This is a genomic window from Actibacterium naphthalenivorans (assembly GCF_014196965.1).
Classification (GTDB): domain Bacteria; phylum Pseudomonadota; class Alphaproteobacteria; order Rhodobacterales; family Rhodobacteraceae; genus Actibacterium_A; species Actibacterium_A naphthalenivorans.
In genome coordinates this window covers 932,264-956,067 of sequence record NZ_JACIEQ010000001.1, presented here as the reverse complement: position 1 = coordinate 956,067, position 23,804 = coordinate 932,264, and the positions used below count along the sequence as shown (strand labels likewise).

General features: G+C 66.2%; 20 protein-coding genes. 13 read left to right on the top strand and 7 right to left on the bottom strand.

Annotated features, from left to right (window positions below):
- Nucleotides 1–9: 9 nt before the first annotated feature.
- The 3 genes from murJ to GGR17_RS04650 are packed head-to-tail and all read right to left on the bottom strand — an operon-like array spanning nt 10 to nt 5,505.
- Nucleotides 10–1,551: a murein biosynthesis integral membrane protein MurJ gene (murJ, locus tag GGR17_RS04660; RefSeq protein WP_183314766.1), complete on the bottom strand. Its 1,542-nt coding sequence runs from the start codon at nt 1,549–1,551 to the stop codon at nt 10–12.
- A complete protein-coding gene (locus GGR17_RS04655; RefSeq protein WP_082386497.1) occupies nt 1,551–4,370 on the bottom strand; it encodes a [protein-PII] uridylyltransferase in 2,820 nt (939 codons plus the stop codon). The genes murJ and GGR17_RS04655 overlap by 1 nt, the downstream gene beginning before the upstream one ends.
- Nucleotides 4,330–5,505: a penicillin-binding protein activator gene (locus tag GGR17_RS04650; RefSeq protein WP_054537895.1), complete on the bottom strand. Its 1,176-nt coding sequence runs from the start codon at nt 5,503–5,505 to the stop codon at nt 4,330–4,332. The genes GGR17_RS04655 and GGR17_RS04650 overlap by 41 nt, the downstream gene beginning before the upstream one ends.
- 95 nt (nt 5,506–5,600) lie before the next feature.
- Between GGR17_RS04650 and rsmI the strand changes: the two genes are divergently transcribed.
- The 4 genes from rsmI (at nt 5,601) to GGR17_RS04630 (ending at nt 8,725) form a co-directional block, all read left to right on the top strand.
- Nucleotides 5,601–6,461 carry a 16S rRNA (cytidine(1402)-2'-O)-methyltransferase gene (gene rsmI / locus GGR17_RS04645; protein WP_054540295.1) on the top strand — a complete coding sequence of 287 codons (861 nt, stop codon included), beginning with the start codon at nt 5,601–5,603 and terminating at the stop codon, nt 6,459–6,461.
- Nucleotides 6,458–6,811: a YraN family protein gene (locus tag GGR17_RS04640; protein ID WP_054537896.1), complete on the top strand. Its 354-nt coding sequence runs from the start codon at nt 6,458–6,460 to the stop codon at nt 6,809–6,811. The genes rsmI and GGR17_RS04640 overlap by 4 nt, the downstream gene beginning before the upstream one ends.
- A gap of 67 nt (nt 6,812–6,878) precedes the next feature.
- On the top strand, nt 6,879–7,823 hold the full coding sequence (gene gshB / locus GGR17_RS04635) for a glutathione synthase (RefSeq protein WP_054537897.1): 945 nt from the start codon (nt 6,879–6,881) through the stop codon (nt 7,821–7,823).
- A complete protein-coding gene (locus tag GGR17_RS04630) occupies nt 7,823–8,725 on the top strand; it encodes an alpha/beta hydrolase fold domain-containing protein (RefSeq protein ID WP_054537898.1) in 903 nt (300 codons plus the stop codon). The genes gshB and GGR17_RS04630 overlap by 1 nt, the downstream gene beginning before the upstream one ends.
- Here GGR17_RS04630 and GGR17_RS04625 read toward each other — a convergent pair.
- Both GGR17_RS04625 and GGR17_RS04620 read right to left on the bottom strand, forming a co-directional pair.
- On the bottom strand, nt 8,691–10,205 hold the full coding sequence (locus GGR17_RS04625) for a YifB family Mg chelatase-like AAA ATPase (protein WP_054537899.1): 1,515 nt from the start codon (nt 10,203–10,205) through the stop codon (nt 8,691–8,693). The genes GGR17_RS04630 and GGR17_RS04625 overlap by 35 nt on opposite strands.
- Before the next feature lie 45 nt (nt 10,206–10,250).
- Nucleotides 10,251–11,123, bottom strand: a complete 873-nt coding sequence (locus GGR17_RS04620) for a glutathione S-transferase (RefSeq protein WP_054537900.1) — start codon at nt 11,121–11,123, stop codon at nt 10,251–10,253.
- 355 nt (nt 11,124–11,478) lie between these two features.
- On the opposite strand from GGR17_RS04620, the gene GGR17_RS04615 reads away from it, so the two are divergent.
- From GGR17_RS04615 to GGR17_RS04590, 6 genes are all read left to right on the top strand, one after another.
- The gene (locus tag GGR17_RS04615) at nt 11,479–12,357 is read left to right on the top strand and encodes an RNA polymerase factor sigma-32 (RefSeq protein WP_054537901.1); all 879 of its coding nucleotides are present in this window, start codon (nt 11,479–11,481) and stop codon (nt 12,355–12,357) included.
- Between the two features lie 38 nt (nt 12,358–12,395).
- On the top strand, nt 12,396–13,175 hold the full coding sequence (locus GGR17_RS04610; protein WP_054540296.1) for a ChaN family lipoprotein: 780 nt from the start codon (nt 12,396–12,398) through the stop codon (nt 13,173–13,175).
- A gap of 196 nt (nt 13,176–13,371) precedes the next feature.
- Nucleotides 13,372–14,568 (top strand): bifunctional phosphopantothenoylcysteine decarboxylase/phosphopantothenate--cysteine ligase CoaBC, encoded by a 1,197-nt coding sequence (gene coaBC, locus GGR17_RS04605; protein ID WP_054537902.1) that lies wholly within the window; start codon nt 13,372–13,374, stop codon nt 14,566–14,568.
- Nucleotides 14,565–15,032 carry a dUTP diphosphatase gene (dut, locus tag GGR17_RS04600; RefSeq protein WP_054537903.1) on the top strand — a complete coding sequence of 156 codons (468 nt, stop codon included), beginning with the start codon at nt 14,565–14,567 and terminating at the stop codon, nt 15,030–15,032. Before coaBC ends, dut begins: the two co-directional genes overlap by 4 nt.
- Nucleotides 15,032–16,063 carry a HesA/MoeB/ThiF family protein gene (locus tag GGR17_RS04595; RefSeq protein ID WP_054537904.1) on the top strand — a complete coding sequence of 344 codons (1,032 nt, stop codon included), beginning with the start codon at nt 15,032–15,034 and terminating at the stop codon, nt 16,061–16,063. Before dut ends, GGR17_RS04595 begins: the two co-directional genes overlap by 1 nt.
- 170 nt (nt 16,064–16,233) lie before the next feature.
- The gene (locus GGR17_RS04590; protein ID WP_054540297.1) at nt 16,234–18,261 is read left to right on the top strand and encodes a M3 family metallopeptidase; all 2,028 of its coding nucleotides are present in this window, start codon (nt 16,234–16,236) and stop codon (nt 18,259–18,261) included.
- Between the two features lie 9 nt (nt 18,262–18,270).
- Here the strand turns inward: GGR17_RS04590 and GGR17_RS04585 are convergent, their stop codons facing one another.
- Nucleotides 18,271–19,167 carry a cation diffusion facilitator family transporter gene (locus GGR17_RS04585; protein WP_054537905.1) on the bottom strand — a complete coding sequence of 299 codons (897 nt, stop codon included), beginning with the start codon at nt 19,165–19,167 and terminating at the stop codon, nt 18,271–18,273.
- Between the two features lie 64 nt (nt 19,168–19,231).
- Nucleotides 19,232–19,723, bottom strand: a complete 492-nt coding sequence (locus GGR17_RS04580; protein WP_054540298.1) for an SH3 domain-containing protein — start codon at nt 19,721–19,723, stop codon at nt 19,232–19,234.
- A gap of 119 nt (nt 19,724–19,842) precedes the next feature.
- On the opposite strand from GGR17_RS04580, the gene GGR17_RS04575 reads away from it, so the two are divergent.
- Genes GGR17_RS04575 through GGR17_RS04565 form a run of 3 tightly spaced genes read left to right on the top strand, consistent with a single transcriptional unit; the run spans nt 19,843 to nt 23,740 of the window.
- Nucleotides 19,843–20,829, top strand: coding sequence for a 2-hydroxyacid dehydrogenase (locus GGR17_RS04575; RefSeq protein ID WP_037209871.1), 987 nt, complete (start codon nt 19,843–19,845; stop codon nt 20,827–20,829).
- 12 nt (nt 20,830–20,841) lie between these two features.
- Nucleotides 20,842–22,302 carry a glycosyltransferase family 39 protein gene (locus tag GGR17_RS04570; protein ID WP_157445496.1) on the top strand — a complete coding sequence of 487 codons (1,461 nt, stop codon included), beginning with the start codon at nt 20,842–20,844 and terminating at the stop codon, nt 22,300–22,302.
- Nucleotides 22,295–23,740 carry an ArnT family glycosyltransferase gene (locus tag GGR17_RS04565; RefSeq protein ID WP_054537907.1) on the top strand — a complete coding sequence of 482 codons (1,446 nt, stop codon included), beginning with the start codon at nt 22,295–22,297 and terminating at the stop codon, nt 23,738–23,740. The genes GGR17_RS04570 and GGR17_RS04565 overlap by 8 nt, the downstream gene beginning before the upstream one ends.
- The last annotated feature ends 64 nt before the right edge of the window (nt 23,741–23,804 follow it).

The following is a 23,804-nucleotide window of genomic DNA, read 5'->3' as shown; positions in this document are numbered from 1 at the left end:
GGGCGGGGCTCAGCCGCGCCGCATGGCCCGCCTGAATTCGCCCAGTCGAAACGCACCCAGAAGGTGGCCGAGCCCGAAATAGCTGACCATGCCAAGCGCCACCAGCACGGCCAGCGCCAGATAGCGCAGCCGCCCGGCATGCAGCCACGGCGCCAGCACCAGCGCCGCGCCGTAGAGCAGCGCCCCCATCAGCAGCGCGGCCGCGATGATCCGCACCAGCCGTTTGCGAAAACGGGCATCGACCAGCGCGGCATCGCCCATATGCCGTGATCCACGCCACAGCAGCACGACCATGGCCCAGCCCGCAAGCGTGGTGCCAAGGGCTGCGGCCAGATAGCCGATGACGGGCGTCAGCCCGACCGCGACCACCACACTCACCAACAGGGACACAAGCGCGTAGTAGAACGGCGTTTTCGTGTTTTCCCGCGCGAAGAACAGCGGTTGCAGCACCTTCTGGATCACGAAGGCGGGCAGGCCGAGCCCGTAGACCGCCACAGCCGCCGCCGTGGCGGCGGTATCGGCGGGCCCGAAGGCGCCGCGCTGAAACAGCACGCCGATCAGCGGGCCGGGGATGGCCATCAGCGCCACGGCGGCAGGGATGGTCATCGCCAGCGACAGCTCGCCCGCGCGGTTGAACGCATCGCGCCCGCCCGCCGTATCCCCGGCGCGCAGGCGGCGCGACAGGTCGGGCAGAAGCACCACGCCGATGGCGATGCCGACCACACCCAGCGGCAGTTGATACAGCCGGTCGGCATAGTTCAGCCACGCAATCGCGCCGTCGTAGAAACTGGCCACCTGACGGCCCACCAGCAGGTTCACCTGCACCACGCCCCCGGCCAGCGCGGCGGGCCCGGCGATGATCGCCAGCCGTTTCAGCTCTGGTGTGAGACGCGGGCGGCGCAGGGTCAGCCGGTAGCCCGCGCGCGACGCGGCGACCCAGACCAGCGCCATCTGCGCCGCGCCCGCCACCGGCACTGTCCAGGCCAGGGTGTCGCCGATGGGCCATCCGGCGAACCGGGCGATGACAAGCGTGCTGATGAACAGAAGGTTCAGCAGCACGGGCGCGGCGGCGGCGGCCACGAAACGCCCGGTGGCGTTCAGAACGCCCGACAGCAGCGCCGCCAGCGAGATGAACAGGATATAGGGAAAGGCGATCCGCCCGAAATGCACGGCCAGTCCGAAGCGCTCATCCTCCAGAAACCCCGAGGCCATGGCCAGCACCAGCCACGGCATGAAGACCTGCGCCACGACGGTAAAGCCGATCAGCACCGTGGCCAGCCCGGTAAAGGCGTCGCGGGCGAAGGTTTCGGCATCCTCGCCGCCTTCCAGCTTTTTCGAGAACATCGGCACGAAGGCCATGTTGAACGCGCCTTCGGCAAAGAAGCGGCGGAACATGTTGGGCAGGGAAAAGGCGATCAGAAACGCCTCGGCCACCGGGCCCGCGCCCAGATAGGCGGCAATCAGGATGTCGCGCGCAAAACCCAGCACACGGCTGAGCAGGGTCCACATGCCGACCGTCAGAAACCCCGACACCAAGCTGATGGGAATCATCAGTTGCGCGCCCTTTCCGCACCTTTTTCGATCACGCCGCGCAGTTTCTTTTCAAGGCTTTCCTGCTTGGATGTCGAATGCAGTTTCAGCCCGAACATATCCTTCACATAGAAGGTGTCGACCACCTGCGCGCCGTAGGTCGCGATCATCGCCGAGGCGATGTAGATATTGGCATTGGCGAGAACCCGGGTCAGATCGAACAGCAGGCCGGGGCGGTCGCGGGTATCAACCTCGATGATCGTGTAGATATCGGAGCCTTCATTGTCGAAGGTGATCGAGGTGGGGAATTGAAAACCGCGCTCGCGCCTGCCCAGCTTGTCACGATCGGCCAGTTTTTCACGCGGAACGACCTCGCCGCCCAGCGTCTTGCCGATCATGTCGCGCAGCCGGGGCAGGCGGCTGGATTCATAGGGCGCGCCGTCGGTATCCTGTATCCAGAACACAGCCGTGGCATAGCCATCCTTCGACGTGTAGGTGCGCGCGTCCACCACATTGGCGCCGACCATGGCCAGCGCCCCGGCAAGCCGCGAGAAAATGCCGGGGTGATCGGCCAGAACAAAGCAGGCGCGGGTCGCGTCGCGGTCCTTGTCGGGCATCAGGTCGATGCGGATCTCGTTCTCGGACACTTGGCGCAGCAGCCGGGCGAAGACGATCTGGGTTTCGGTCTGCAGCCCCTGCCAGTAGGTGCCGTAGTGGCGGTTGGTTTCGGTGCGCAGGTCTTTCTTGTCCCAGTCCGCGAGCGCGGCGCGCAGGGCCTTTTTCGCCTCGGCCTCGCGGGCTTCGCGGTTCAGGTCTTCCAGCCCGTTTTCCAGCGCATCCGCCGTCTGCCAGTAGAGGCTGCGCAGCAACTGCGCCTTCCAGTTGTTCCAGGTGCCCGGGCCGACGCCGCGGATGTCGCAGACCGTCAGCACGGTCAGCAGATCAAGCCGCTTTTTCGTCTTCACCAGCTTGGCGAAGTCGCGCACCGTGCGCGGATCCGAAATGTCGCGCTTCTGCGCCATGTCGGACATCAGCAGGTGATAGCGCACCAGCCATTCCACGGTTTCGCATTCGTCGGGCTTCAGCCCCAGCCGGGGCGCGACCTTGCGGGCGATGCGCGCGCCCAGGATCGAATGATCCTCTTTGCGGCCCTTGCCGATGTCATGCAGCAGCAGCGCCACATACAGAACCTTGCGGTTGATGCCGGCCTTCAGGATGCGGCTGGCGACGGGCAGGGTTTCCTGCAGCTCCTCACGCTCGATCTGCGCCAGAACGGAGACGCATTGGATGATGTGCTCGTCCACCGTGTAGTGGTGATAGACGTTGAACTGCATCATCGCCAGGATCGGCTCGAATTCGGGAATGAAGGCGGCCAGAACGCCCAGCTCGTTCATCCGGCGCAGGGCGCGCTCGGGGTTGCCGTGCTTGAGCAGCAGGTCAAGGAAGATGCGCTGCGCTTCCTTGTTGTTGCGCGTGTCGTCGTCGATCAGCTGAAGATTCGCCGCGATCAGGCGCATCGCGTTGGGATGGATCAGTGTGCCGGTGCGCAGCGCTTCCTCGAATATCCGCAGGATGTTCAGCCGGTTATCGAAAAAGCTCTCCTCATCGGCGATGCTCAGCCGGTTCTGGACGATCCGGTACCCCGCCTTGGCGCGTTTCTTGCGCTGGAACAGGCCGATCAGGCTGGGCGCGGTCTTGACGTGGCTGGCCTCCAGCGCGGTCAGGAAGATGCGGGTCAGCTCGCCGACATGGGTGGCGTGGCGGAAATAATCCTGCATGAAATGCTCGACGGCGCGGCGGCCGCCATGGTCTGTATAACCCATCCGCGCCGCCACCTCGACCTGCATGTCAAAGGTCAGCTGATCCATCCCGCGGCCCGCGATCAGGTGCAGATGGCAGCGGACGGCCCACAGGAAGTTTTCGGCGCTGCGGAATTCCTCGAACTCTTCCGGGGTGAACACGCCCAGCCCGACCAGCGCGGCGGTGTCGTCTTCATGATGTACGTATTTGGTGATCCAGAACAGCGACTGCAGGTCGCGCAGCCCGCCCTTGCCCTCTTTCACATTGGGTTCCAGCATATAGCGCTGGCCGCCCTGCTTCTTGTGCCGCTCGGCGCGTTCGGCCAGCTTGGCCTCGACGAAATCCGACGCGGTCGCGCTGAACAGATCGTTCCAGAGCCGGTCGTTCAACTCCTGGCTCAGCGGGGCATAGCCGCCCAGAAACCGGTTCTCCAGCAGGGCGGTGCGGATGGTGTAATCCTCCCGCGCGAGACGCACGCAATCCTTTACGGTGCGGCTTGCATGGCCGACCTTCAGGCGAAGGTCCCACAGGATATAGAGCATGGATTCGATCACGCTCTCGGCCCAGCCGGTGATCTTGTAGGGGGTCAGGAACAGCAGATCGACATCGGAATAGGGCGCCATCTCGGCCCGGCCGTAGCCGCCGACCGCGAAAATCGCCAGGCGTTCGCCTTCGGTGGGGTTGGGAAGGACGTGCAACCGTTTCGTGGTCACTTCCATCACAGCGCAGACGATGCTGTCCGTCAGATAGGCATAGGAATGCACCGCACGCCGTGCCGACAGCGGGCTCTGCTCAAAAGCTTCGGCGATCGCGTCATTGCCGGCCTTGCGGGCGGCAAGCAGGATCTGCACCGTGGCGGCGCGGATGTCGCGCGCGTCGGTCAGGGCCTCGATGTCACTCTCCAGGGCGGCGGCAATCGCGGCGCGGTCGAAAATCTCGACGGCAGGGCGGATCAGCTGATCGGGCGCGGGTGTCGTGCCGTTTCCGGGGTGCGTCCGGTCAGAGACCAGGGCCGCCGAAGCTTCTTGGGGCAGGGTCAATCACAACCACCTGATTGTTGCGGATTTCAGCCACGGCAAGGCCGCGCTCGTTGGTGCCATCGGGCAACAGGCGGAATACACCGTTCACGCCGATAAAGCCAGAGCCCTGCGTCAGCGACCGGACAGAGAGCGCATCGGCGCCGCCCTTGCGTACAAGCGCGCCAATCGCCGCTATGCCGTCATAGGCCAGCCCGGCGATGTGATGCGGCGCCTCACCATAGGCGGCCTGATAGCGTGAGCGGAACTGGGCGCTCAGCGCGGGGTCGGGCAGCGCGAACCAGCCACCCTGTGCGCCGGGAAGCGCCTGGAACGACGGCGGTATATCCCAGCGGGTCAGGCCGATGAACTGGAAGCTCGCGCTATCGACACCGTTTTCCGGCAGAAGCTGCACCAGAAGCGGAAGCGCGGCATCGGTGTTGGCGGTGAAGAAGATGGCTTGCGCGCCGGAGGTTTTGGCCGCATTCGCGATGAGCGGCACCGCCTGCACGACACCGTTTTGCGAGAATTCATAAGAGCTTTCGTTGACGACGTTCGCGCCGTTGGCGGCGGCGGCAGAGCGGATTGCCGCCGCGCCCAACTCTCCGGCGATTTGCTGATCACGCACGATCATCATATCCGGCTTTCCGGCCCGCACGGAATAGCGAACCAGCCGGTTGGCCGTGTTCTGGAACGTCGGGCCAAGAACAAAGACGTTGCCACCGGCGATCTCGGTATTGTTGGAAAAGCTCAGGACATTGATGCCCCGGCCGGCAACGGCGACGCCGACGGCATTGGCCGATTGCGCGAAAACCGGGCCAAGGATGATCTTCGCGCCGTCGTTCACGGCCGTCGCCGCGACCTCGGCGGCCAGTGCCGCATCGCCGGCGGTGTCGTAGACGCGCAGATCAATCTGCACCCCGTCAAGATCGGCCATCGCCAGCCGCGCAGCGTTTTCGAGGCTCTTGGCAAGCAGGGCATCGCCCATCTGGCCCGACCCGCCCGGAACCAGCAGCGCCACGGGCACCGCGCGCCTGGTGTTCAGCGACGGGCCGTTGCCGACCGCGCCCGGGTCACAGGCGGTAAGGGCCAGGGTAAATGCAAGAAAAACGATCAGCCGTGCGAACGGCTTGCGCAATTGCGCGAAAAGGACAACCATGACACCTCTCCTGAATCCCGGATCCGGACCCTTCACTTTCCCGGACCCTACGGGCTTCGGCAGATCAAGTAAACGTCAGAGAAAGCCTCGTGCCCGTGCAACTCCAGATCGTTCCGCTTCAGCCCGGGCTCTACTTCGTCGCTACCCCGATCGGGGCGGCGCGGGATATCACGCTGCGGGCGCTGGATATACTGGCCTCGGCCGATGTGATCGCGGCGGAAGACACGCGCACGGCCCGGCATCTGATGCGCATTCACGGAATTTCGGCAGGCGACCGCCCGATGATCCCCTATCACGACCACAATGGCGCAGAGATGCGCCCGCGGCTGATCCGCATGATCGCCGAAGGCAAATCGGTGGCCTATGCCAGCGAGGCCGGAACCCCGCTTGTCGCCGATCCGGGCTATCAGCTTGCCCGCGAGGTCATCGGCGCCGGCCTGCCGGTGATCTCGGCGCCAGGTCCGTCGGCCGTGCTGGCGGCGCTGACCGTTTCGGGCCTGCCCACCGACAGATTCCTGTTCGCCGGATTTCCGCCGACGGCAAAGGGCGCGCGGAAAAAATGGCTGGCGGAACTGGCGGAAATCCCGGCGACGCTGGTGCTCTACGAATCTCCGAAACGCGTTCAGGGATTGTTAGGCGACCTTGTGCAATGCTTCGGAGCAGAGAGACAGGCAGCAGTGTGCCGGGAGCTTACGAAACGATTCGAGGAAGTGTCGCGCGGTAGTTTGGCAGAGCTGGTCGAGGCATATGAAGGGCGCAGCGTGAAGGGCGAGATCGTTGTTCTTGTCGATCGGGCGCCGGTGCGTACGGCCGATGCCGCGTCGATGACCGCGGCGTTGCGCGCGGCGCTTCGGCAAAAGTCGGTGAAGGATGCCGCAGCAGATGTTGCCGAGGCTTTGGGGTTGCCGAAGCGGCGGGTTTATCAGGCTGCGCTGGAATTGGAGAAAGAAGAATGAGCGGAACGGTTTCCTACCATGCGGGGCGTGTTGCCGAAGACAGCGTGGCGGAAAATTATGCGCGCCGCGGGTTTGCCATTGCGCAGCGGCGCTGGCGGGGGCGTGGTGGTGAGATTGATCTGATTGCGCGTGAAGGTGACAGTCTGGTGTTCATCGAGGTCAAGAAAAGCCGGTCTTTCGCGCGGGCGGCAGAGCGGATTTCGCGCCGGCAGATGGAGCGGATACTCATGGCGGCCTCGGAATTCGTGGCGGGCGAGCCGCGCGGACAATTGACGGACATGCGTTTTGACGTGGCGCTGGTGGACGGGACGGGCAGGATCGAAATTCTGGAAAACGCGTTCGCGGCCTGATGTGAAAGTGCGATTGCAACATGGCGCGCGGCAGGCCATGTAGTCTCTAACTTCCGGGAGAACGCGCATGTCGCTCAAAGTTGCAATTCAGATGGATCCGATCGGCCCGATCGACATCACCGCTGACAGCACCTTCCGCCTTGCCGAAGAGGCGCAGGCGCGTGGGCACCAGCTGTTCTACTATACGCCCGACAAGCTCTACTGGAATGATGGGCGGGTCATGGCGCGCGGCTGGCCGCTGACCGTGCGGCGGGTCAAGGGCGACCATTTCGCGCTGGGCGACGAGATGGATGTGGATTTGTCGGAGTGGGACGTGGTCTGGCTGCGGCAGGATCCGCCCTTCGACATGGGCTACATCACGACCACCCATCTTTTGGAACGTCTTCATCCCGCCACGCTTGTGGTGAATGATCCGTTCTGGGTGCGGAACTTTCCCGAAAAGCTTCTGGTGCTGCAGTTTCCCGATCTGATTCCGCCGACGCTGATCGCGCGGGATCTTGTCACGATCCGCGAGTTCAAGGCGCTTCATGGTGACATCATCCTGAAGCCGCTTTACGGAAACGGCGGCGCCGGGGTGTTCCGGCTGGATCCGAATGACCGCAACCTGTCATCGTTGCACGAGCTGTTTACCGGCCTTAGCCGCGAGCCGCTGATCGCCCAGAAATTCCTGCCCGACGTCTCGAACGGTGACAAGCGGGTGATTCTGGTGAATGGAGAGCCGGTCGGCGCCATCAACCGGGTGCCCCAGGCGGGCGAGACGCGGTCGAACATGCATGTGGGCGGGCGGCCCGAAAAGGTTGGCCTGACCGCGCGGGATCTGGAGATCTGCGCGGCCATCGGTCCGACGCTGCGGGATCATGGTCAGATTTTCGTGGGGATCGATGTGATCGGTGATTATCTGACCGAAATCAACGTGACCTCGCCCACCGGCATTCAGGAGCTGGAGCGGTTCGACGGCACCAATGTCGCCGAGCGGATCTGGCAGGTGATCGAGGCAAAGCGCGCGGGCTGATGTCCTGGCAATTGCGCCTGTTGACTCTTTGGTTGCGACGCGTCGAAAAGCCTGCGCTGGCGCGCATAGAGCCGGCGGTTGCGCGCGCCCGGTTCGAGCGGCAGGGGCACATGTTCCGCAACCCGCCCTACGCGCTCTATCTGCAAGACCGCGTTGGTGATGTTCCGATCACCTGGGCATCCTGCCGCGTCCGACGGCCTGGTATCCTCCTTTATCTGCACGGTGGTGCCCATCTGATGGGTAGCCCGTTCACCCATCGCGCGATGCTGGCGCGCCTTTCGGCGATGACGGGACAGCGGGCTTGCCTGCCCGCCATGCGGCTGGCACCCGAGCATCCGTTTCCCGCGAGCCTGGACGACGCCGAGGCGGTTTGGGAGGGGCTGGTCGTGCGCGGCTATCCGCCCGGGCGGATCATCCTGGGCGGCGACAGTTCCGGCGGCGGGCTGATGCTGGCGCTGCTGGCCCGGCTTCTGGCGCGGGGGGTGCGGCCCGCGGCCGCCTTCGCCTTGTCGCCCTGGGTGGATCTGACGGCATCGGGCCGGTCGATGCGGGAGAACGCGGTTTCGGACCCCTTGTTGCCCGCCAGCCGGCTGGCGGAGGTGCGGCGCTATTATCTTGCCGGGGCCGATCCGCGCGATCCGGGCGCCTCGCCCCTGTTCGCGGCATTTCCCGGTTGTCCGCCCGTCTTCCTGCAGGCCGCCCGCACCGAGATTCTGCGCGACGACTCGCTGCGCATGGCCGCGCGTTTGCGCGGCTTCGGTGCGGCGGTGACAGTCGACATGTGGGACGACCCGCCGCATGTCTGGCCGATCTTTCAGGGCTGGCTGCCCGAGGCTGACGCGGCGCTGGCGAATATCGCGGGGTTTCTTACGTCTCTTTCAGCGACACCAGCCGAAAGCTGACCGCCTCTGCCACATGCGGTTTGCACACCTGCGCCGATCCGTCGAGATCGGCGATGGTGCGCGCGACCCGCATCACTCGGTGAAAGCCGCGCGCCGACAGGCCGAACCGTTCGGCCACGCGCGACAACAGGGCGCGCCCTTCGGCATCGGGCGTCGCGATCTCGTCCAGCAGGCGACCTTCGGCATCGGCGTTGCTGCGCGCGTCCTCGTGCCCGGCGAAGCGCGCGGACTGAACTGCGCGGGCGGCCGCGACGCGCTTGGCCACGTCGGCGGAGCTGTCGCCCGATTCAGGCAGGTTGAGGTCGGTATAGGCCACGGGGGGCACCTCGACCCGAAGATCGAACCTGTCCATCAGCGGGCCCGAAATGCGGCCGAGGTAATCCTCGCCACATTGCGGCACGCGGGCGCAGGCGCGGGACGGGTCGGCAAGATAGCCGCATTTGCAGGGGTTCGCGGCGGCCACCAGAAGAAACCGGCAGGGGTATCGCATGTGCGCGTTGGCGCGGGCCACGACAACCTCGCCCGTTTCGATCGGCTGGCGCAGGGTTTCCAGCACGGCGCGGGGGAATTCGGGGAATTCATCCATGAACAGCACCCCGTTATGGGCCAAAGAGATCTCGCCAGGTTTGGCGCCGCGCCCGCCCCCGACGATGGCGGCCATCGAGGCTGTGTGATGCGGTTCGCGGAACGGCCTCGTGCGCGAGATCCCGCCCTCGTCCAGCAGGCCCGACAGGGAATGGATCATCGAGGTTTCCAGCGCCTCGACCGGTTCCAGCGGCGGCAGGATGCCCGGCATGCGCGCGGCCAGCATGGATTTGCCCGACCCCGGCGCGCCGACCATCAGCATGTGATGGCGCCCGGCGGCGGCAATCTCCAGCGCGCGTTTGGCGCGTTCCTGCCCTTTGACGTCGCGCAGGTCGCGGGTCTGGGCTGGTGCGGTCACCTCGCCCGGCTCGGCGGGGGAGAGCGGAGATTGCCCGGTGTAGTGGCGCACGACCTCGCCCAGCGATCCCGCCGCCAGCACCTGTGTCGCGCCCACCCAGGCCGCTTCGGGGCCGCAGGCGCGGGGGCAAAGCAGCGCCCTGTCCGCCTCGGCCGCCGCCATGGCCGCAGGCAGGGCCCCGAGCACTGGCACCAGCGATCCGTCCAGCGACATTTCCCCCAGCGCCACGGTCCGCTCCACCTCGTCGCGCGGCACGACATCGAGCGCGGCCAGCAGCGCCAGTGCGATCGGCAGGTCGAAATGCGAGCCTTCCTTGGGCAGGTCGGCGGGCGACAGGTTGACGGTGATGCGTTTTGACGGCAGCGCCAGCGCCATCGCGGTCAGCGCCGCGCGCACCCGGTCGCGCGCTTCGCTGACCGCCTTGTCGGGCAGGCCGACGATCGAGAAGGCGGGCAGGCCGGCGGTGATGGCGCATTGCACCTCGACCATCCGGGCATCCACCCCTTCAAAGGCCACCGTATAGGCCCGCGCAACCATTCCCGCCTCCGCCTTTACCTTGGTTAACGGGTAAGGCGGGAAGGTTTACGAATGGTAAATGGCCATGAAGGCGGGGAAGGCTTCGGGATCGTTCACTGTCTTGTCCCGGCAGGTGGTGTTGCAAAAGCCGAAGATGCGGCCGTCGAGCTGCATGAAATGCCCCGCCGGCAGGCCGGAATAGGGGCAGGCGGCATTTTCGGCAGGCCCGCTTTGCACCGCGCGGGCAGGCAGCGGGGCGGGGCCCGGCCAGGGCCTGAATGGCAGATCCATGGCATAGGGTTCGGTATCGTAGCGCTGCGTCAGCCCTTCAGCGCGCCAGCGCCGGAAGGCCGGGTCTGCCAGATGGGCGGCGACATAGGCGGCGGCCTCATCCTCGACGGGCAGGTCATAGCTGGCGATGCGGGCGGCAACGGGGGCGTAGAACACATCGGCCAGGGAATACTCGCCGAACAGCCACGGCCCGCCGCCGCCGAACCGGGAACGCGCGGTGGCCCAGAGCAGCGCGATACGGGCAAGATCGGCGCGCACCGCATCGGATGGCGCGAACCCCTGATAAGCGCGCGACAGGTTCATCGGGCAGGCGCCACGCAGGGCGGTAAAGCCCGAGTGCATTTCCGCGGCCAGCCAGCGGGCGAGGATGCGGGCCGACGGGTCTGCGGGCCACAGCCCGGCGTCGGGGTGTCGCTCGGCCAGGGTTTCGGCGATGGCCAGCGTATCCTGCAGCGGGTCGCCTTCGGGCGTGCGCAGGACCGGCACCAGACGCGCCGGCGCAAGCGGGGCCAGATCGGCCGCCATGGTGCCGGAGTAGAGCCCGACCGCGGTTGTGCGCACGGGCAGGCCAAATTTCTCGAACATCAGCCAGCCGCGCAGCGACCAGCTGGAATAGGTTTTGTCGCCAAGGTAAAGATCATATGTCATGCCGGGCAGGCTAGCGCGCCTTTTGATATTTCAGAAACGCTGTTTTGTGCGATTTGCCATCATCGGTGTTGATGGTCTGTGAGCACAGGCACAGGCCCTGTGCAAGCACCTGGGCCGGGCGCGCGGCGCATATTTTCGCATTTGCTGCGGAGGAGAGAAATTTTGTTTAAAATCAGTTATTTAGATTGGGCTCTGCTATCCTGAAAGCGTGCAGGAATCGCCTTTTGTGTGGGCGTTTCATCCGAATTCCCGCGGGTCGGGGAAACTATTCGTGATCCAGCCACGTTTCGCTTTCGTATAATATTGCAAGGCTGCACCCTTGGGGCAGCACGCCAATCCAACCCAGGAGGCGAAAATGGCACTTGATGGATTTTCCGACAGAACCCTTTCCCGGCAGGCGATGAAGGCAGAGTTGCTGGATGCAGAGACGGAGCTGAAGCTTGCCTATGCCTGGCGCGATCAGCGCGACGAAGAGGCGCTGCACCGCCTGATAACGGCGTATATGCGCCTCGCGATTTCGATGGCGACCAAGTTTCGCCGCTATGGCGCGCCAATGAACGATCTGATCCAGGAGGCCAGCCTTGGCCTGATGAAGGCCGCCGACAAGTTCGATCCGGATCGGGGCGTTCGGTTTTCGACCTATGCGGTGTGGTGGATCAAGGCGTCGATCCAGGACCATGTGATGCGCAACTGGTCGATGGTGCGCACCGGCACGACCTCTTCGCAGAAATCGCTGTTCTTCAACCTGCGCCGGGTTCAGGCCCGGCTGGAGCGCGAGGCAAGCGCCCGGGGCGAGACGCTGGACCGGCATCAACTGCGCGAGAGGATCGCATCGGAAGTGGGTGTTTCGATGTCTGACGTCGAGATGATGGAGGGGCGGCTCGCCGGCACCGATTTTTCGCTCAACGCCACCCAATCCGCCGAAGACGACGGGCGTGAATGGATCGAATCGCTGGAAGATGACAGCGCGCAGGCCGAGGAGCGTGTGGCGCGCGCGCATGATCTGGCGACGCTGCGTGGCTGGCTGCGCGCCGCCATGGCCGGGCTGAACGAGCGCGAACAGTTCATCGTGCGCGAGCGCAAGCTGCGCGATGACCCGCGCACGCTGGAAAGCCTGGGCCAGGAACTGGGCCTGTCGAAAGAGCGGGTGCGGCAGTTGGAGGCGGCCGCCTTCGGAAAGATGCGCAAGAGCCTTGAAGCGCAGAGCCCCGAGGTGCATGACTTCTTCGCGTGACACAGGTGAATTTCATTTTCGCCGGGCTGGCCGCCGCCATGCTGGCGTCCGGCGCGCAGGCGGCGGAGATCGGCGCAGAAGCGCTGGCCTCTTTGCCGCCCGTCGATGTGGTTGTTCTGGGCGAGGTTCATGACAACCCGGTACATCATGCAAATCAGGCGCGAGCGGTTTCCGCGCTGACCCCCCGGGCGCTGGTGTTCGAGATGCTGACGCCGGCGCAGGCGGCGCGGGCAACCCCGGCCGCGCGCGGCGACGCGGCTGCCCTGGAGGCGGCGCTGGGCTGGGCTGACTCGGGCTGGCCCGACTTTGCGCTTTACTATCCGATATTCGCGGCGGCGCCGGAGGCCGCGGTCTACGGTGGCGGCCTTCCGCGCGGCGACGTGCGCCGGGCCATCGCGGAAGGCGCGGTTGCGGTGTTCGGGGATGACGCGGCGGCCTTTGGGCTGGCCGCGCCGCTGCCGGAGGACGAGCAGGCGCTGCGGGACGAGGGGCAGCAGGCCGCCCATTGCAATGCGCTGCCCGCCGAGATGCTGCCCGGGATGGTCGAGGCGCAGCGCCTGCGCGACGCGGCGCTTGCGCGTGCGGTGGTGCGGGCGCTGGCCGGGAATGGCGGCCCGGTTGCGGTGATCACCGGCAATGGCCATGCGCGCAAGGACTGGGGCCTGCCCGCCGCGCTGGCCGTGGCGGCGCCTGACGTGACACTCCTGTCGATCGGGCAGTTCGAGGAGGCGCCGGAAGATGATCCGCCGTTTGACCGGTGGTTGATCACCGCCCCGGCCGAGCGGGATGACCCCTGCGCCGGATTTTCCGTGCAGTGAGCGTTTGTGAATTGCGCGGAGGGTATTGCGTTGCTTTTGCGTGCGGGACGCCTCCGGCGGGAGTATTTTTGCCGAGAAGATGAGCCCGGTGATTTTAGGGCGACCGGTCGGGTTTTGCCTTGGTGGCGGGTGAGTGAACTTGTTTCACCCGGCGCGGCGTCCTAGACAGGGGGCGAAGCCTTGAAAGGGGTTGCCCATGCTGGCAGGCAAACGCATTCTTCTGATCATCGGCGGCGGAATCGCGGCGTTCAAGTCGCTTGATCTGATCCGCCGGCTGCGCGAGCGCGGTGCGCGGGTGACGCCTGTGCTGACCAGGGCCGCCGAGGAATTCGTGACGCCGCTTTCCACCTCGGCGCTGGCGGCGGAAAAGGTCTACCGCGATCTGTTCGATCTGACCGACGAGGCCGAGATGGGCCATATCGAGCTGAGCCGCGCCGCTGATCTGGTGGTTGTTGCGCCCGCCACGGCCGATCTGATGGGCAAGATGGCCGCGGGGCTGGCGAATGATCTGGCCTCGACCCTGCTGATGGCCACGGACAAGCGCGTGCTGATCGCGCCGGCGATGAATGTGCGGATGTGGCAGCATCCGGCGGCGCAGCGCAACATCGCCACGTTGAAGGGCGACGGTATTCTGTTTGCCGGCCCGAATGAGGGTAGCATGGCCTGTGGCGAATACGGGCCGGGCCGAATGGCCGAACCGCTGGAGATTGTCGCCGCGATCGAGGCGGCGCTGGCGGATGGGCCGTTGAAGGGCAGGCGCATCATCGTGACCTCGGGGCCGACGCATGAGCCGATTGATCCGGTGCGCTATATCGCCAATCGCTCTTCGGGGGCGCAGGGCACGGCGCTGGCACGGGCGCTGGCAGGTCTGGGGGCCGAGGTGGTGTTCGTCACCGGCCCTGCCGATGTGCCGCCGCCCGCAGGCGTGACGGTTGAGCGGGTCGAGACCGCGCGGCAGATGCTGGCTGCGGTAGAGGATGCGCTGCCGGCCGATGCGGCCGTGTTCGCGGCGGCGGTCGCCGACTGGCGGGTGGCCAACGCTTCCGCTTCGAAGGTGAAAAAGGATGGCGGGGGCAGGCTGCCCGCGTTGGAATTCGCGGAAAACCCGGACATTCTGGCGAGGGTGGCGCAGATGGGCGACGGGCGCCCCGCGCTGGTTGTGGGCTTTGCCGCCGAGACCGATGATGTGATCGCCCATGCCACGGCCAAGCGCGGGCGCAAGGGATGCGACTGGATTGTGGCCAATGACGTCTCGCCCGCCACCGGAATCATGGGCGGAACGGAGAATGCCGTGACGCTGATCACGGCGGAGGGCGCGCAGAGCTGGCCGCGCATGGCCAAGGAGCAGGTGGCCAACCGGCTGGCGCAGATGATCGCGGAGGCGCTGGCATGACCCCGACCATCCGCATCCTGTGGGAAGACTGGGCCGATACCGCGCTTGCGCTGCCGTCTTACGAAACCCATGGCGCGGCGGGGGCCGACATCCGCGCCAATCTGCCGCCCGAGATCCGGGACGAAGGGTTCACCCTGCAACCGATGGAGCGGCGTATCGCCCCGACCGGATTCCGGATGGAATTTCCGCATGGGTTCGAAGTGCAGATCAGGCCGCGCTCGGGCCTTGCGCTGAAGCACGGCATCAGCCTGCCCAATACGCCCGGCACGATCGACAGCGATTATCGCGGCCCGCTGGGCGTGCTTTTGGTGAATTTCGGGGCCGATCCCTATACCATCCATCACGGCGACCGCATTGCCCAGATGATCGTCGCGCCGGTGGTGCAGGCGGTGTTCGAAGTGGCTGGCGAGCTTGGTGACACCGCTCGGGGCGATGGCGGGTTCGGTTCCACCGGACGCGGCTGATGGTTTTGGTTTTCATCATGGCGGCCGCCCTTTGGGGTGTCGGGTGGCTGATGAAACTGCCTGCAAGGGCGCGGCTGATGATGCTCGGGCTGCTCTATGTCGGGGTGCTGATCGTGCAGGTGGCGTTCCCGGGTGGGCATGCGCTGCGTGTCGCGACGGGCGGGTCGAAAGAGGCCTGGCTGGGGCTTGGCGTTATCCTGGCGCTGGTGCTCGGTTATCGCGCGCTGCTGGGCAAGCTGCGCGCCCGAGCCCGTCCGCTGGAGAAACCGAAGCCGCAGGGCGCCTTCCGCCCGGCCGAACTGGAGCGGTATGCCCGCCATATCGTGCTGCGCGAGGTCGGCGGGCCGGGGCAGAAACGTTTGAAGGATGCCAAGGTTCTGGTCATTGGCGCGGGCGGGCTCGGCTCTCCGGCGCTGATGTATCTGGCGGCGGCGGGGGTGGGAACCATCGGTGTGGTGGATGATGACGTGGTCGATGCGTCAAACCTGCAACGGCAGGTCATCCATACGGACGCCCGTATCGGCATGCCAAAGGTATTTTCGGCGGAAGAGGCGATGCGCGCCCTGAACCCGTTCATCACGATCGAACCCTATCAGCGCAGGCTGGAGGAAAAGGATGCGGCCGCGCTATTCGCCGATTATGATCTGATCCTTGATGGCACCGACAATTTCGCCACCCGTTACATGGTCAACCGGGTGGCCGTGGCCACCGGCAAACCGCTGGTTGCTGCCGCGATCACCCAGTGGGAAGGGCAGATCAGCCTGTATCACCCGGCCACCGGTGCGCCCTGCTATCAATGCATTTTTCCCAAGGCCCCCGCGGTCGGACTGGCGCCGAGCTGCGCCGAAGCCGGGGTGGTCGGTGCCTTGCCGGGGGTCGTCGGGGCAATGATGGCCGTGGAGGCGATCAAGGAGATCACGGGCGCGGGTGAAACCCTGCGCGGCCGTATGCTGCTCTATGATGCCCTCTACGCGGAAAATCGGCAGGTCACCCTCAAACGCCGCGACGACTGTCCGGTGTGCGGCGGATGATGCGCTGCAAGCTGTTTTCTTTTTCGTGAAAATATCCCCGCCGGAGGCAAGAATACTTTTGTCGCAACAGTAGATTCCATGCCTCCGGCGGGGATATTTCTGCGAAAAAGAAGCCGTCATCTGGACCTTTCTCCCGCCCGTGCATAGCTTTCCTGTCAAAGGAGATGCTGATGACAAACCCGCTTCTGGCCGATTGGTCCACGCCGTTCCAACTGCCGCCCTTCGCCGATATCTCTGACGCCGATTTCGCACCCGCCTTTGAGGCGGCCATGGATGCGGCACGGGCAGAGATCGCGGCGATTGCCGAGTGCTCCGATGCGCCGACTTTTGCCAACACGATCGAGGCGCTGGAGCTTGCCGGACAGCGGCTGGACCAGGTGCTGGGCATGTTTTACACGCTGGCGGGGACCGACAGCAATGATGCGCGCGAGGCCCTGCAGCGGGAGTTTGCCCCGAAACTGTCGGCCTATTCTTCGGAAATCACCATGAATGCCGCACTGTTCGGCCGGATCGAAACCCTGTGGCAGGCGCGAGAGACGCTGGGGCTGAGTGACGAGCAGATGCGGGTTCTGATGCTGACGCGGCGCAGCTTCGTGCGGGCGGGGGCCCGGTTGCAGGGCGTGGCGCGGGATCGGCTGACGGCGGTGAAATCGCGGCTGGCGGTTCTGGGCACCGAATTCACCCAGCACCTTCTGGCGGATGAGCGTGACTGGTTCATGGAACTGTCCGAGGATGATCTAGAAGGCCTGCCTGATTTCGTTGTCGCCAGCGCGCGCGCCGCGGGCGAGGAGAAGGGGGTGGAAGGCCCGGTCGTGACCCTTTCCCGGTCGCTGATCGTGCCGTTCCTGCAATTCTCGCCCCGGCGGGAGCTGCGTGAGAGGGCATATGAGGCCTGGACGGCGCGTGGCGCCAATGGCGGGGCGACGGACAATCGCGGGATTGCCACCGAGACCCTGCAGCTGCGGCACGAGCGGGCGACGCTTCTGGGCTATGCCGATTTCGCGTCGTACAAGCTGGAAACCGAGATGGCCCGGACCCCGGCGCGGGTGCGTGAGCTGTTGATGGCCGTGTGGGAGCCCGCCCGTGCCGTCGCTGTTTCGGATGCCCGGACGCTGGAAGAGATGATGCATGCCGATGGCGTCAACGGGCGTTTGGAGCCTTGGGACTGGCGCTATTATTCCGAGAAGCGGCGCAGGCTGGAGCATGATCTGGATGAGGCGGAGCTGAAGCCCTATCTGCAGCTTGACCGGATGATCGAGGCCGCGTTCGATTGCGCCAATCGCCTGTTTGGTCTGGACTTTCAGCCGCTCGACGTGCCGCTCTACCATCCCGACGCGAGGGCCTGGGAGGTGACACGAGACGGGCGCCATATGGCCGTTTTCATCGGCGACTATTTCGCGCGCGGATCGAAACGTTCGGGCGCGTGGTGTTCGGCCAGCCGCTCGCAGCGCAAGCTGGGTGACGCGGTGCGGCCGGTTGTTCACAATGTCTGCAATTTCGCCAAGCCCGCGAAGGGGGCGCCTGCGCTGTTGTCCTATGACGATGCGCGGACGCTGTTTCACGAGTTCGGCCATGCGTTGCATCAGATCCTGTCGGATGTCACCTACCCGTCAATCTCGGGCACATCGGTGGCGCGTGATTTCGTAGAACTGCCGAGCCAGCTGTATGAGCATTGGCTGGAAGTGCCCGAGGTGCTTGCGCAATACGCTACCCATGCCCGGACGGGCGCTCCCATGCCGCGCGACATGCTGGAACGGCTGCTGGCCGCCGCGACCTATGACATGGGGTTTCAGACCGTCGAATATGTGGCCTCGGCGCTGGTCGATCTGGCCTTTCACGAGGGCGACGCGCCGGCGGATCCGATCGCCCGGCAACAGGCGGTGCTCGATGCGCTTGGCATGCCGCATGCCATCCGTATGCGCCATGCCACGCCGCATTTCGCGCATGTGTTCGCGGGCGACGGCTATTCCAGCGGCTACTACAGCTATATGTGGTCCGAAGTGATGGATGCCGACGCGTTCGAGGCGTTCGAGGAGGCCGGTAGTGCTTTTGACCCGGAGGTGGCGCGGAAGCTGGAGACGTTCATCCTGTCGGCGGGTGGTTCGCGCGAGCCTGAAGAGCTTTATACAGCGTTTCGTGGCCGGATGCCCGGCGCGCAGGCGCTGTTGAAGGGGCGCGGGCTGCTGAGTGCGGCGTGAGCCGCCCGGTTACCGCCGCAGGTCGGCCGGCGGCTGGGCCACGTCCTTGTGGATGATCACGTCGGCCCGCGGATAGGCCTTGACGATGGCGCGTTTCAGGCTGGCGCTGATGGCATGGGCCTCTGTCAGGGTCTGGTTGCCGTCCAGTTCGATGTGCAGGTTCACGAACAGTTTGCTGCCGGAGGTGCGGGTTTGCAGATCGTGATAGCCGCGCACCCGGGGCCAGTTGGCGGCGATCCTTTCGATATCGGCGATGATCTCCGGGCTGGCGGCGCGATCCATCAGCGCGTCCCACGCGCCCTTGCCGATCCCCAGCGCGCCGACGGCAAGCATCACCGCCGCGCCCATCGCCACGACGCTGTCCACCTGCGTCAGCCCGAACCGCGACGCCGCCCAAAGCGCCAAGATCGCGCCGATATTGGGGATGAGATCGCCCAGGTAATGCAGTGAATCGGCTTTCACGATCTTGCTGCCGGTGGTGCGTGCGACCCGCCTTTGCCAAAGCACAAGGCCGAGCGTGAGGGCGATGGAGGCCGTCATCACGATAATGCCGCGCCCTTCATCCGCCAGCGCCACCGGGGCATCAGACAGCAGCCGACGGAAGGCCGCCCAGCCGATGACCGCCGCCGACACGAGGATGAACAGCGACTGCCCCAGCGCCGCCAGATCCTCGGCCGAGCTGTGGCCGAAGGAATGATCCTCGTCGGGCGGGCGGGCGGCGTAGAAGATGGCGGCCAGCCCGCCCAGCGACACCATCAGATCCAGCGCGCTGTCGGCCAGCGACGCGGCGACGGAAAGCGCATGGGTTTCGCCCAGGGCCCAGAGCTTCAGCAGCACCAGAACGAAGGCCACGGCGACGGAGGCGACCCCGGCGGATAGGTTCATCAGATTGCTGTTGTTCGGCATCGCGGCTGGGGGCTCTTGGGCGGCGGTATCTCCCGCCTAACGCGCTGCCGCGGGGCCGGCAAGCCTAGTCTCGCAATTCGTCGGGGGCCACGCCCCACAGAACGGTCTTGCGGACCCAGCCCGAGCGTCCGCCGGCGGTGATGCGGCACCAGTCGGGCAGGCATTTTCCGAGACGCGCGATCACGCCCTGTTCGACATGGGCGTTCACCTGCGCTCCCTCCTCGGGGATGCGCAGAAGCGACACCAGATCGGCCTCGACCAGCACGGTGCGCGTGCCCGACAACAGCGAATAATGCATCCATCCGCCCACGCCGTCACGGTCGCGCACGCGGCGCCAGTGGCCGTATTCCGCCGTGATTTCAAGCGGCTGATTGCGCTGTTTGTAGACCCAGTCGATGCGGTGCGTCTTGCCCGGTCCGTGGCGGGCATAGCCTTCGGCGGCCTTCATCGACACGAATCGAGGCAGGGGCAGGTTGGTGACCGGCCCGAGCTCCTGCGACAGGGCCATGCTCTGGCCCGCGGCAAGCAGTGCCAATACTATCAGAAACACCCGCATTTTCGCCTGGTTCGCCCGCTGCCCGTTCGTGTGTTCGCGTTTCAAGGTCTTGTGCCTTGCTTCGATCTCGGACAGTTTGCCACTAAGCCTGCGGGATTGAAAGAATGGGGAGGCTCCTGATGTCCGCTCAACGTCTGAGTGTTGTCGTGACGCGACGGTTGCCCGAGGTCGTCGAGACCCGGATGAAAGAGCTTTTCGATGTCGAGCTTTCGGAAACCGACCAGAAAATGTCGCGCGATGAGCTGGTTCAGGCGATGCAGCGGGCCGATGTGCTGGTGCCGACGCTGACCGATACGATCGACCAGGGGATGCTGTCGCGCGCCGGCGACCGGCTGAAGCTGATCGCGAATTTCGGGGCGGGGATCGACCATCTGGATATTCAGACCGCGCGGCAGCGGGGCATTCTGGTGTCCAACACGCCGGGCGTTGTGACCGAAGACACCGCCGACATGACCATGGCGCTGTTGCTGGCCGTCACCCGCCGCATCCCCGAGGGGATGGCCGTGATGCAATCGGGCCGCTGGGAAGGATGGGCGCCGACCGCATTCATGGGCGCGCGCGTCGGCGGGCGGCGCCTGGGCATTCTGGGCATGGGGCGGATCGGTCAGGCCGTGGCCCGGCGGGCGCGGGCGTTCGGAATGCAGATCCACTATCACAACCGGCGGCGGCTGCGCCCCGAGATCGAAGACGAGCTGGAGGCGACCTGGTGGGAAAGCCTTGACCAGATGGTCAGCCGGGTCGATTTCATCTCGGTCAACTGCCCGCATACGCCGTCGACCTTTCATCTGATGAACGCGCGGCGGCTGAAGCTGATGAAACCCGGCGCGGTGATCGTGAACACCTCGCGCGGGGAAGTGATCGACGAGAACGCCCTGACCCGGATGCTGCGCGCGGGCGAGATCGGCGGCGCGGGCCTGGATGTGTTCGAGCACGGGCACGAGATCAACCCCCGTCTGCGCGAGTTGCCCAATGTGGTGCTGCTGCCCCATATGGGCTCGGCCACGGTCGAGGGGCGCAACGAGATGGGCGAGAAGGTGATCATCAACATCAAGACCTTCGCCGACGGCCACCGTCCGCCCGATCTTGTCGTGCCGAGCATGCTTTAGGTGGTGTCTGCGGTGACGCGGGCCGCGACGCGCCAGGGGGCCATGTTCGTGGCGGCCATCACCGCCTATTTCGCGCTGCAGACCGTGCTGCGGCTGTGGCTGGGCGGGGCGCTGGAGACGGACGAGGCCGAGATGATGGTCATGACGCCCGGCCTGCGCTGGGGGTACGGGCCGCAACTGCCGCTGTACAATTGGCTGCAATGGGCACTGTTCGAACTGTTCGGGCGCGACCTGTTCGCGCTGTCGCTGTTGAAGAATCTGCTCCTGTGGGCGACCTATCTGTTCGTTTTCATCGGCCTGCGGCTGTTTGTGCCGGCCGGTGTGGCGGCGGCGGGGGCGCTGTCGCTCTATCTGATCCCCGATGTCGCGTGGGAGGCGCAACGCGCCACCACCCATTCCAACATGCTGCTCTTTACCTCGGCCATCACGCTGGCGGCCTTTCTGTGGGTGTTGAAAACCGGCCGCTGGGCGGCCTTTGGCGCGCTCGGGCTGGCGATCGGGCTGGGCGGTCTGGCCAAGTATAACTACTGGCTGGTGCCGATCGGGCTGATTGCGGCGGCGCTGACGCTGCCGGCGTTCCGCGCGCGGGTGCTCCGCCCGCGCCTGCTGTTGTCGCTTGGCATCGCGGGGCTGGTGCTGGCCGGCCCCTATGGCTGGATGCTGGGCAACCCCGGGCTGGCATTTTCATCCTCGGGCAAGCTGGCGATGGGCACGGCGCCGGGCTTGGCCGAACAGGCCTTGGACGGGTTGGGCCAGTTGCTGGCCGGGGCCGCGATCCTGAGCGTTCTGGCCGTGATCGTGGGCGCCATCGTCTGGGCCGTGGGCCGGGGCGGACGGGCCGGGGATCCGCCGCCCGTGGCCGCGCTGCTGCTGCGCGCGGGTGCCGTGGTGCTGGTGCTGATGGCGGTGGGCGTCGTGGCGGCGGGGGTGGGCCGGATCACGCCGCGCTGGCTGCTGCCGCTGGTGTTCCTGGCGGTGCCCGGCGGGGCGGTCTGGCTGGGCGCGCGGATGCGTCCGCGCGGCGGCGTGGCATTCGCCGCCATCCTTGCCGTGCTGGCGCTGGCGGTGCTGACGGGGCTGGGCTTTGACCGATACAAGGATCGCGCGCGCCGGGCGGTCGATTTCATGCCGCTGCCCGAGGTGCTGGCCGGGGTTGCGCCGCAGCCCGGCACGCCCGTGGTGGCCGAATTCTATACCGCCGGCAACCTGGCGCGGCTGCGCCCCGACTGGCGCATCGCCCCCTATCTGCCCTTCGCCATGCGTGAGTTCGGCGGTGGCCCGGTGCTGTTCGTGCTGCGCGAGAACACGCCCGAGACGCTGGAGCAGGGGCTGCGCGAGGCCGGGTGGGATGATCCGGGCGATCCGCAGATCCTGGATCAGGGCGCTTTCACGCTGATCTTCACAACCTCGGGCGAGCCTATGAAAATGCGCTATTATCTGGTCGATACTCCGGGGCCGGGCGGCGATGACTGAGCCGGTTTCTGCCGAAGACCGCCGCGCGGCGCGGCTGTTCCTGATCGCGCTGGCGGGCTATTTCGCGGCACAGGTCGCGCTGCGCTGCGCGCTTGGCGGCGCGTTCGAGGCCGACGAGGCCGAGATGGTGATCCTGAACCGGGCCTGGCATCTGGCCGCCGGGTCGCAGACGCCGCTCTATGACTGGTGGCAGGCGCTTTGGTTCCAGGTTTTCGGCACCAACACCTTCGCGCTGGTCGCACCGAAGAACATCCTGCTTTTCGGAACCTATGCGGCGATGTTCGCGGGGTTGCGGCGGGTCGTGCCACAGCATCTGGCCATGGTGGGGGCGCTGTCGCTGATCCTGCTGCCCAATCTCAGCTGGTGGGCGCAGCGGACGGGATCGCACACGATCGCGCTGGTCTTCATGGTCTCTGTCACGGTCTGGGCCTTTCTGCGGCTGCTGCAAAGGCCCGATACGCGGGGCTTCGTGCTGTTCGGGCTGGCGGTCGGCCTTGGGGGGCTGGCCAAGGTGAACTACTGGCTCGTGCCCATCGCGCTGGTGGCGGCGGGGCTGAGCATGCCCGGCCCCCGCGCCGCGCTGCGCGACCGGCGGCTGGCGCTGGCGGCGGCGATCGCGGCGGCACTGGTGGCGCTGCCCTATGGCTGGATGCTGCTGCACCCCGGCCCGACCTTTTCCGACACATGGGAGTTCTACAAGGACGGGGGCCGTTTGCCCTGGCTCGCCGGGCTGGGGCGCGTGCTGGCCGAGACGCTGGCCGGCACCGCGCCGCTGTTGATCGCGCTGGCGATTGGCCTGGCCTGCGGGCTGCGCTTTCGCCGGGGAGGCGACGGCGAAGGCGCCTTGCTGCGGGCCGCCGCGATCGGGCTGGTGCTGGTCTGTGCCGTGATCGTCGGTTTCAACGCGTCCTTCGTAAGGGCGCGCTGGCTGCTGCCGCTGTTCATGCTGGCGGGGCCGGTGCTGACCATTGCGCTGTTCCGCGACGCCGGGCGGCGGGGCATCCGCAATTACCTGATCGGGATCGCGGGGCTGGCGGCGCTGCTGCTGGCGGGGATCGCCGATGTGCGCCTGCGCGGGGCGGGCAGCGACTCGCTGCGCATCGCGGTGATGGCAGAGCAGCTCGAGGCGGAACTGGGCGAGGTGCCGGTGATCGTCGGGCCGCATTACTATACGGGCAATCTGGCGCTGCATCGCCCCGGCTGGAGCTATCTGCCCCCCTATCCCAGCTGGCAGCTCTCCGGGCAGGGCGGGCAGGTGCTTGTGCTGGGCGCCCCGGACCGTGCTCAGGCCGACCGCTGGCTGGCCGAACACGGGGTGGCCGATCCGGCCGCGGCCACGGTCTTGCGGCAGGGGCGGCTCTATGTGCCCTATCGCTTCTCCGATGGCGAGACCCGGCAGGTCGACTACTGGCTGATGGCGCTGCCCGCCGCGAACTGACCGGCCCGCGTCGGTTTTCGCCGCGATTGGGTCGGATGCCCCCTTCGGCGGCGGCCCTGATCGG

Bases quoted from the DNA above. Each gene is read 5' to 3' on its own strand.
- coaBC (WP_054537902.1), top strand. From the start codon at position 13,372: ATGCTGGCAGGCAAACGCATTCTTCTGATCATCGGCGGCGGAATCGCG.
- GGR17_RS04620 (WP_054537900.1), bottom strand. From the start codon at position 11,123: ATGACATATGATCTTTACCTTGGCGACAAAACCTATTCCAGCTGGTCG.
- dut (WP_054537903.1), top strand. From the start codon at position 14,565: ATGACCCCGACCATCCGCATCCTGTGGGAAGACTGGGCCGATACCGCG.
- GGR17_RS04610 (WP_054540296.1), top strand. From the start codon at position 12,396: ATGCTGGCGTCCGGCGCGCAGGCGGCGGAGATCGGCGCAGAAGCGCTG.
- GGR17_RS04565 (WP_054537907.1), top strand. From the start codon at position 22,295: ATGACTGAGCCGGTTTCTGCCGAAGACCGCCGCGCGGCGCGGCTGTTC.
- GGR17_RS04650 (WP_054537895.1), bottom strand. From the start codon at position 5,505: ATGGTTGTCCTTTTCGCGCAATTGCGCAAGCCGTTCGCACGGCTGATC.
- GGR17_RS04615 (WP_054537901.1), top strand. From the start codon at position 11,479: ATGGCACTTGATGGATTTTCCGACAGAACCCTTTCCCGGCAGGCGATG.
- GGR17_RS04625 (WP_054537899.1), bottom strand. From the start codon at position 10,205: ATGGTTGCGCGGGCCTATACGGTGGCCTTTGAAGGGGTGGATGCCCGG.
- gshB (WP_054537897.1), top strand. From the start codon at position 6,879: ATGTCGCTCAAAGTTGCAATTCAGATGGATCCGATCGGCCCGATCGAC.
- GGR17_RS04640 (WP_054537896.1), top strand. From the start codon at position 6,458: ATGAGCGGAACGGTTTCCTACCATGCGGGGCGTGTTGCCGAAGACAGC.
- GGR17_RS04585 (WP_054537905.1), bottom strand. From the start codon at position 19,167: ATGCCGAACAACAGCAATCTGATGAACCTATCCGCCGGGGTCGCCTCC.
- murJ (WP_183314766.1), bottom strand. From the start codon at position 1,551: ATGATTCCCATCAGCTTGGTGTCGGGGTTTCTGACGGTCGGCATGTGG.
- GGR17_RS04580 (WP_054540298.1), bottom strand. From the start codon at position 19,723: ATGCGGGTGTTTCTGATAGTATTGGCACTGCTTGCCGCGGGCCAGAGC.
- GGR17_RS04590 (WP_054540297.1), top strand. From the start codon at position 16,234: ATGACAAACCCGCTTCTGGCCGATTGGTCCACGCCGTTCCAACTGCCG.
- GGR17_RS04595 (WP_054537904.1), top strand. From the start codon at position 15,032: ATGGTTTTGGTTTTCATCATGGCGGCCGCCCTTTGGGGTGTCGGGTGG.
- GGR17_RS04630 (WP_054537898.1), top strand. From the start codon at position 7,823: ATGTCCTGGCAATTGCGCCTGTTGACTCTTTGGTTGCGACGCGTCGAA.
- GGR17_RS04575 (WP_037209871.1), top strand. From the start codon at position 19,843: ATGTCCGCTCAACGTCTGAGTGTTGTCGTGACGCGACGGTTGCCCGAG.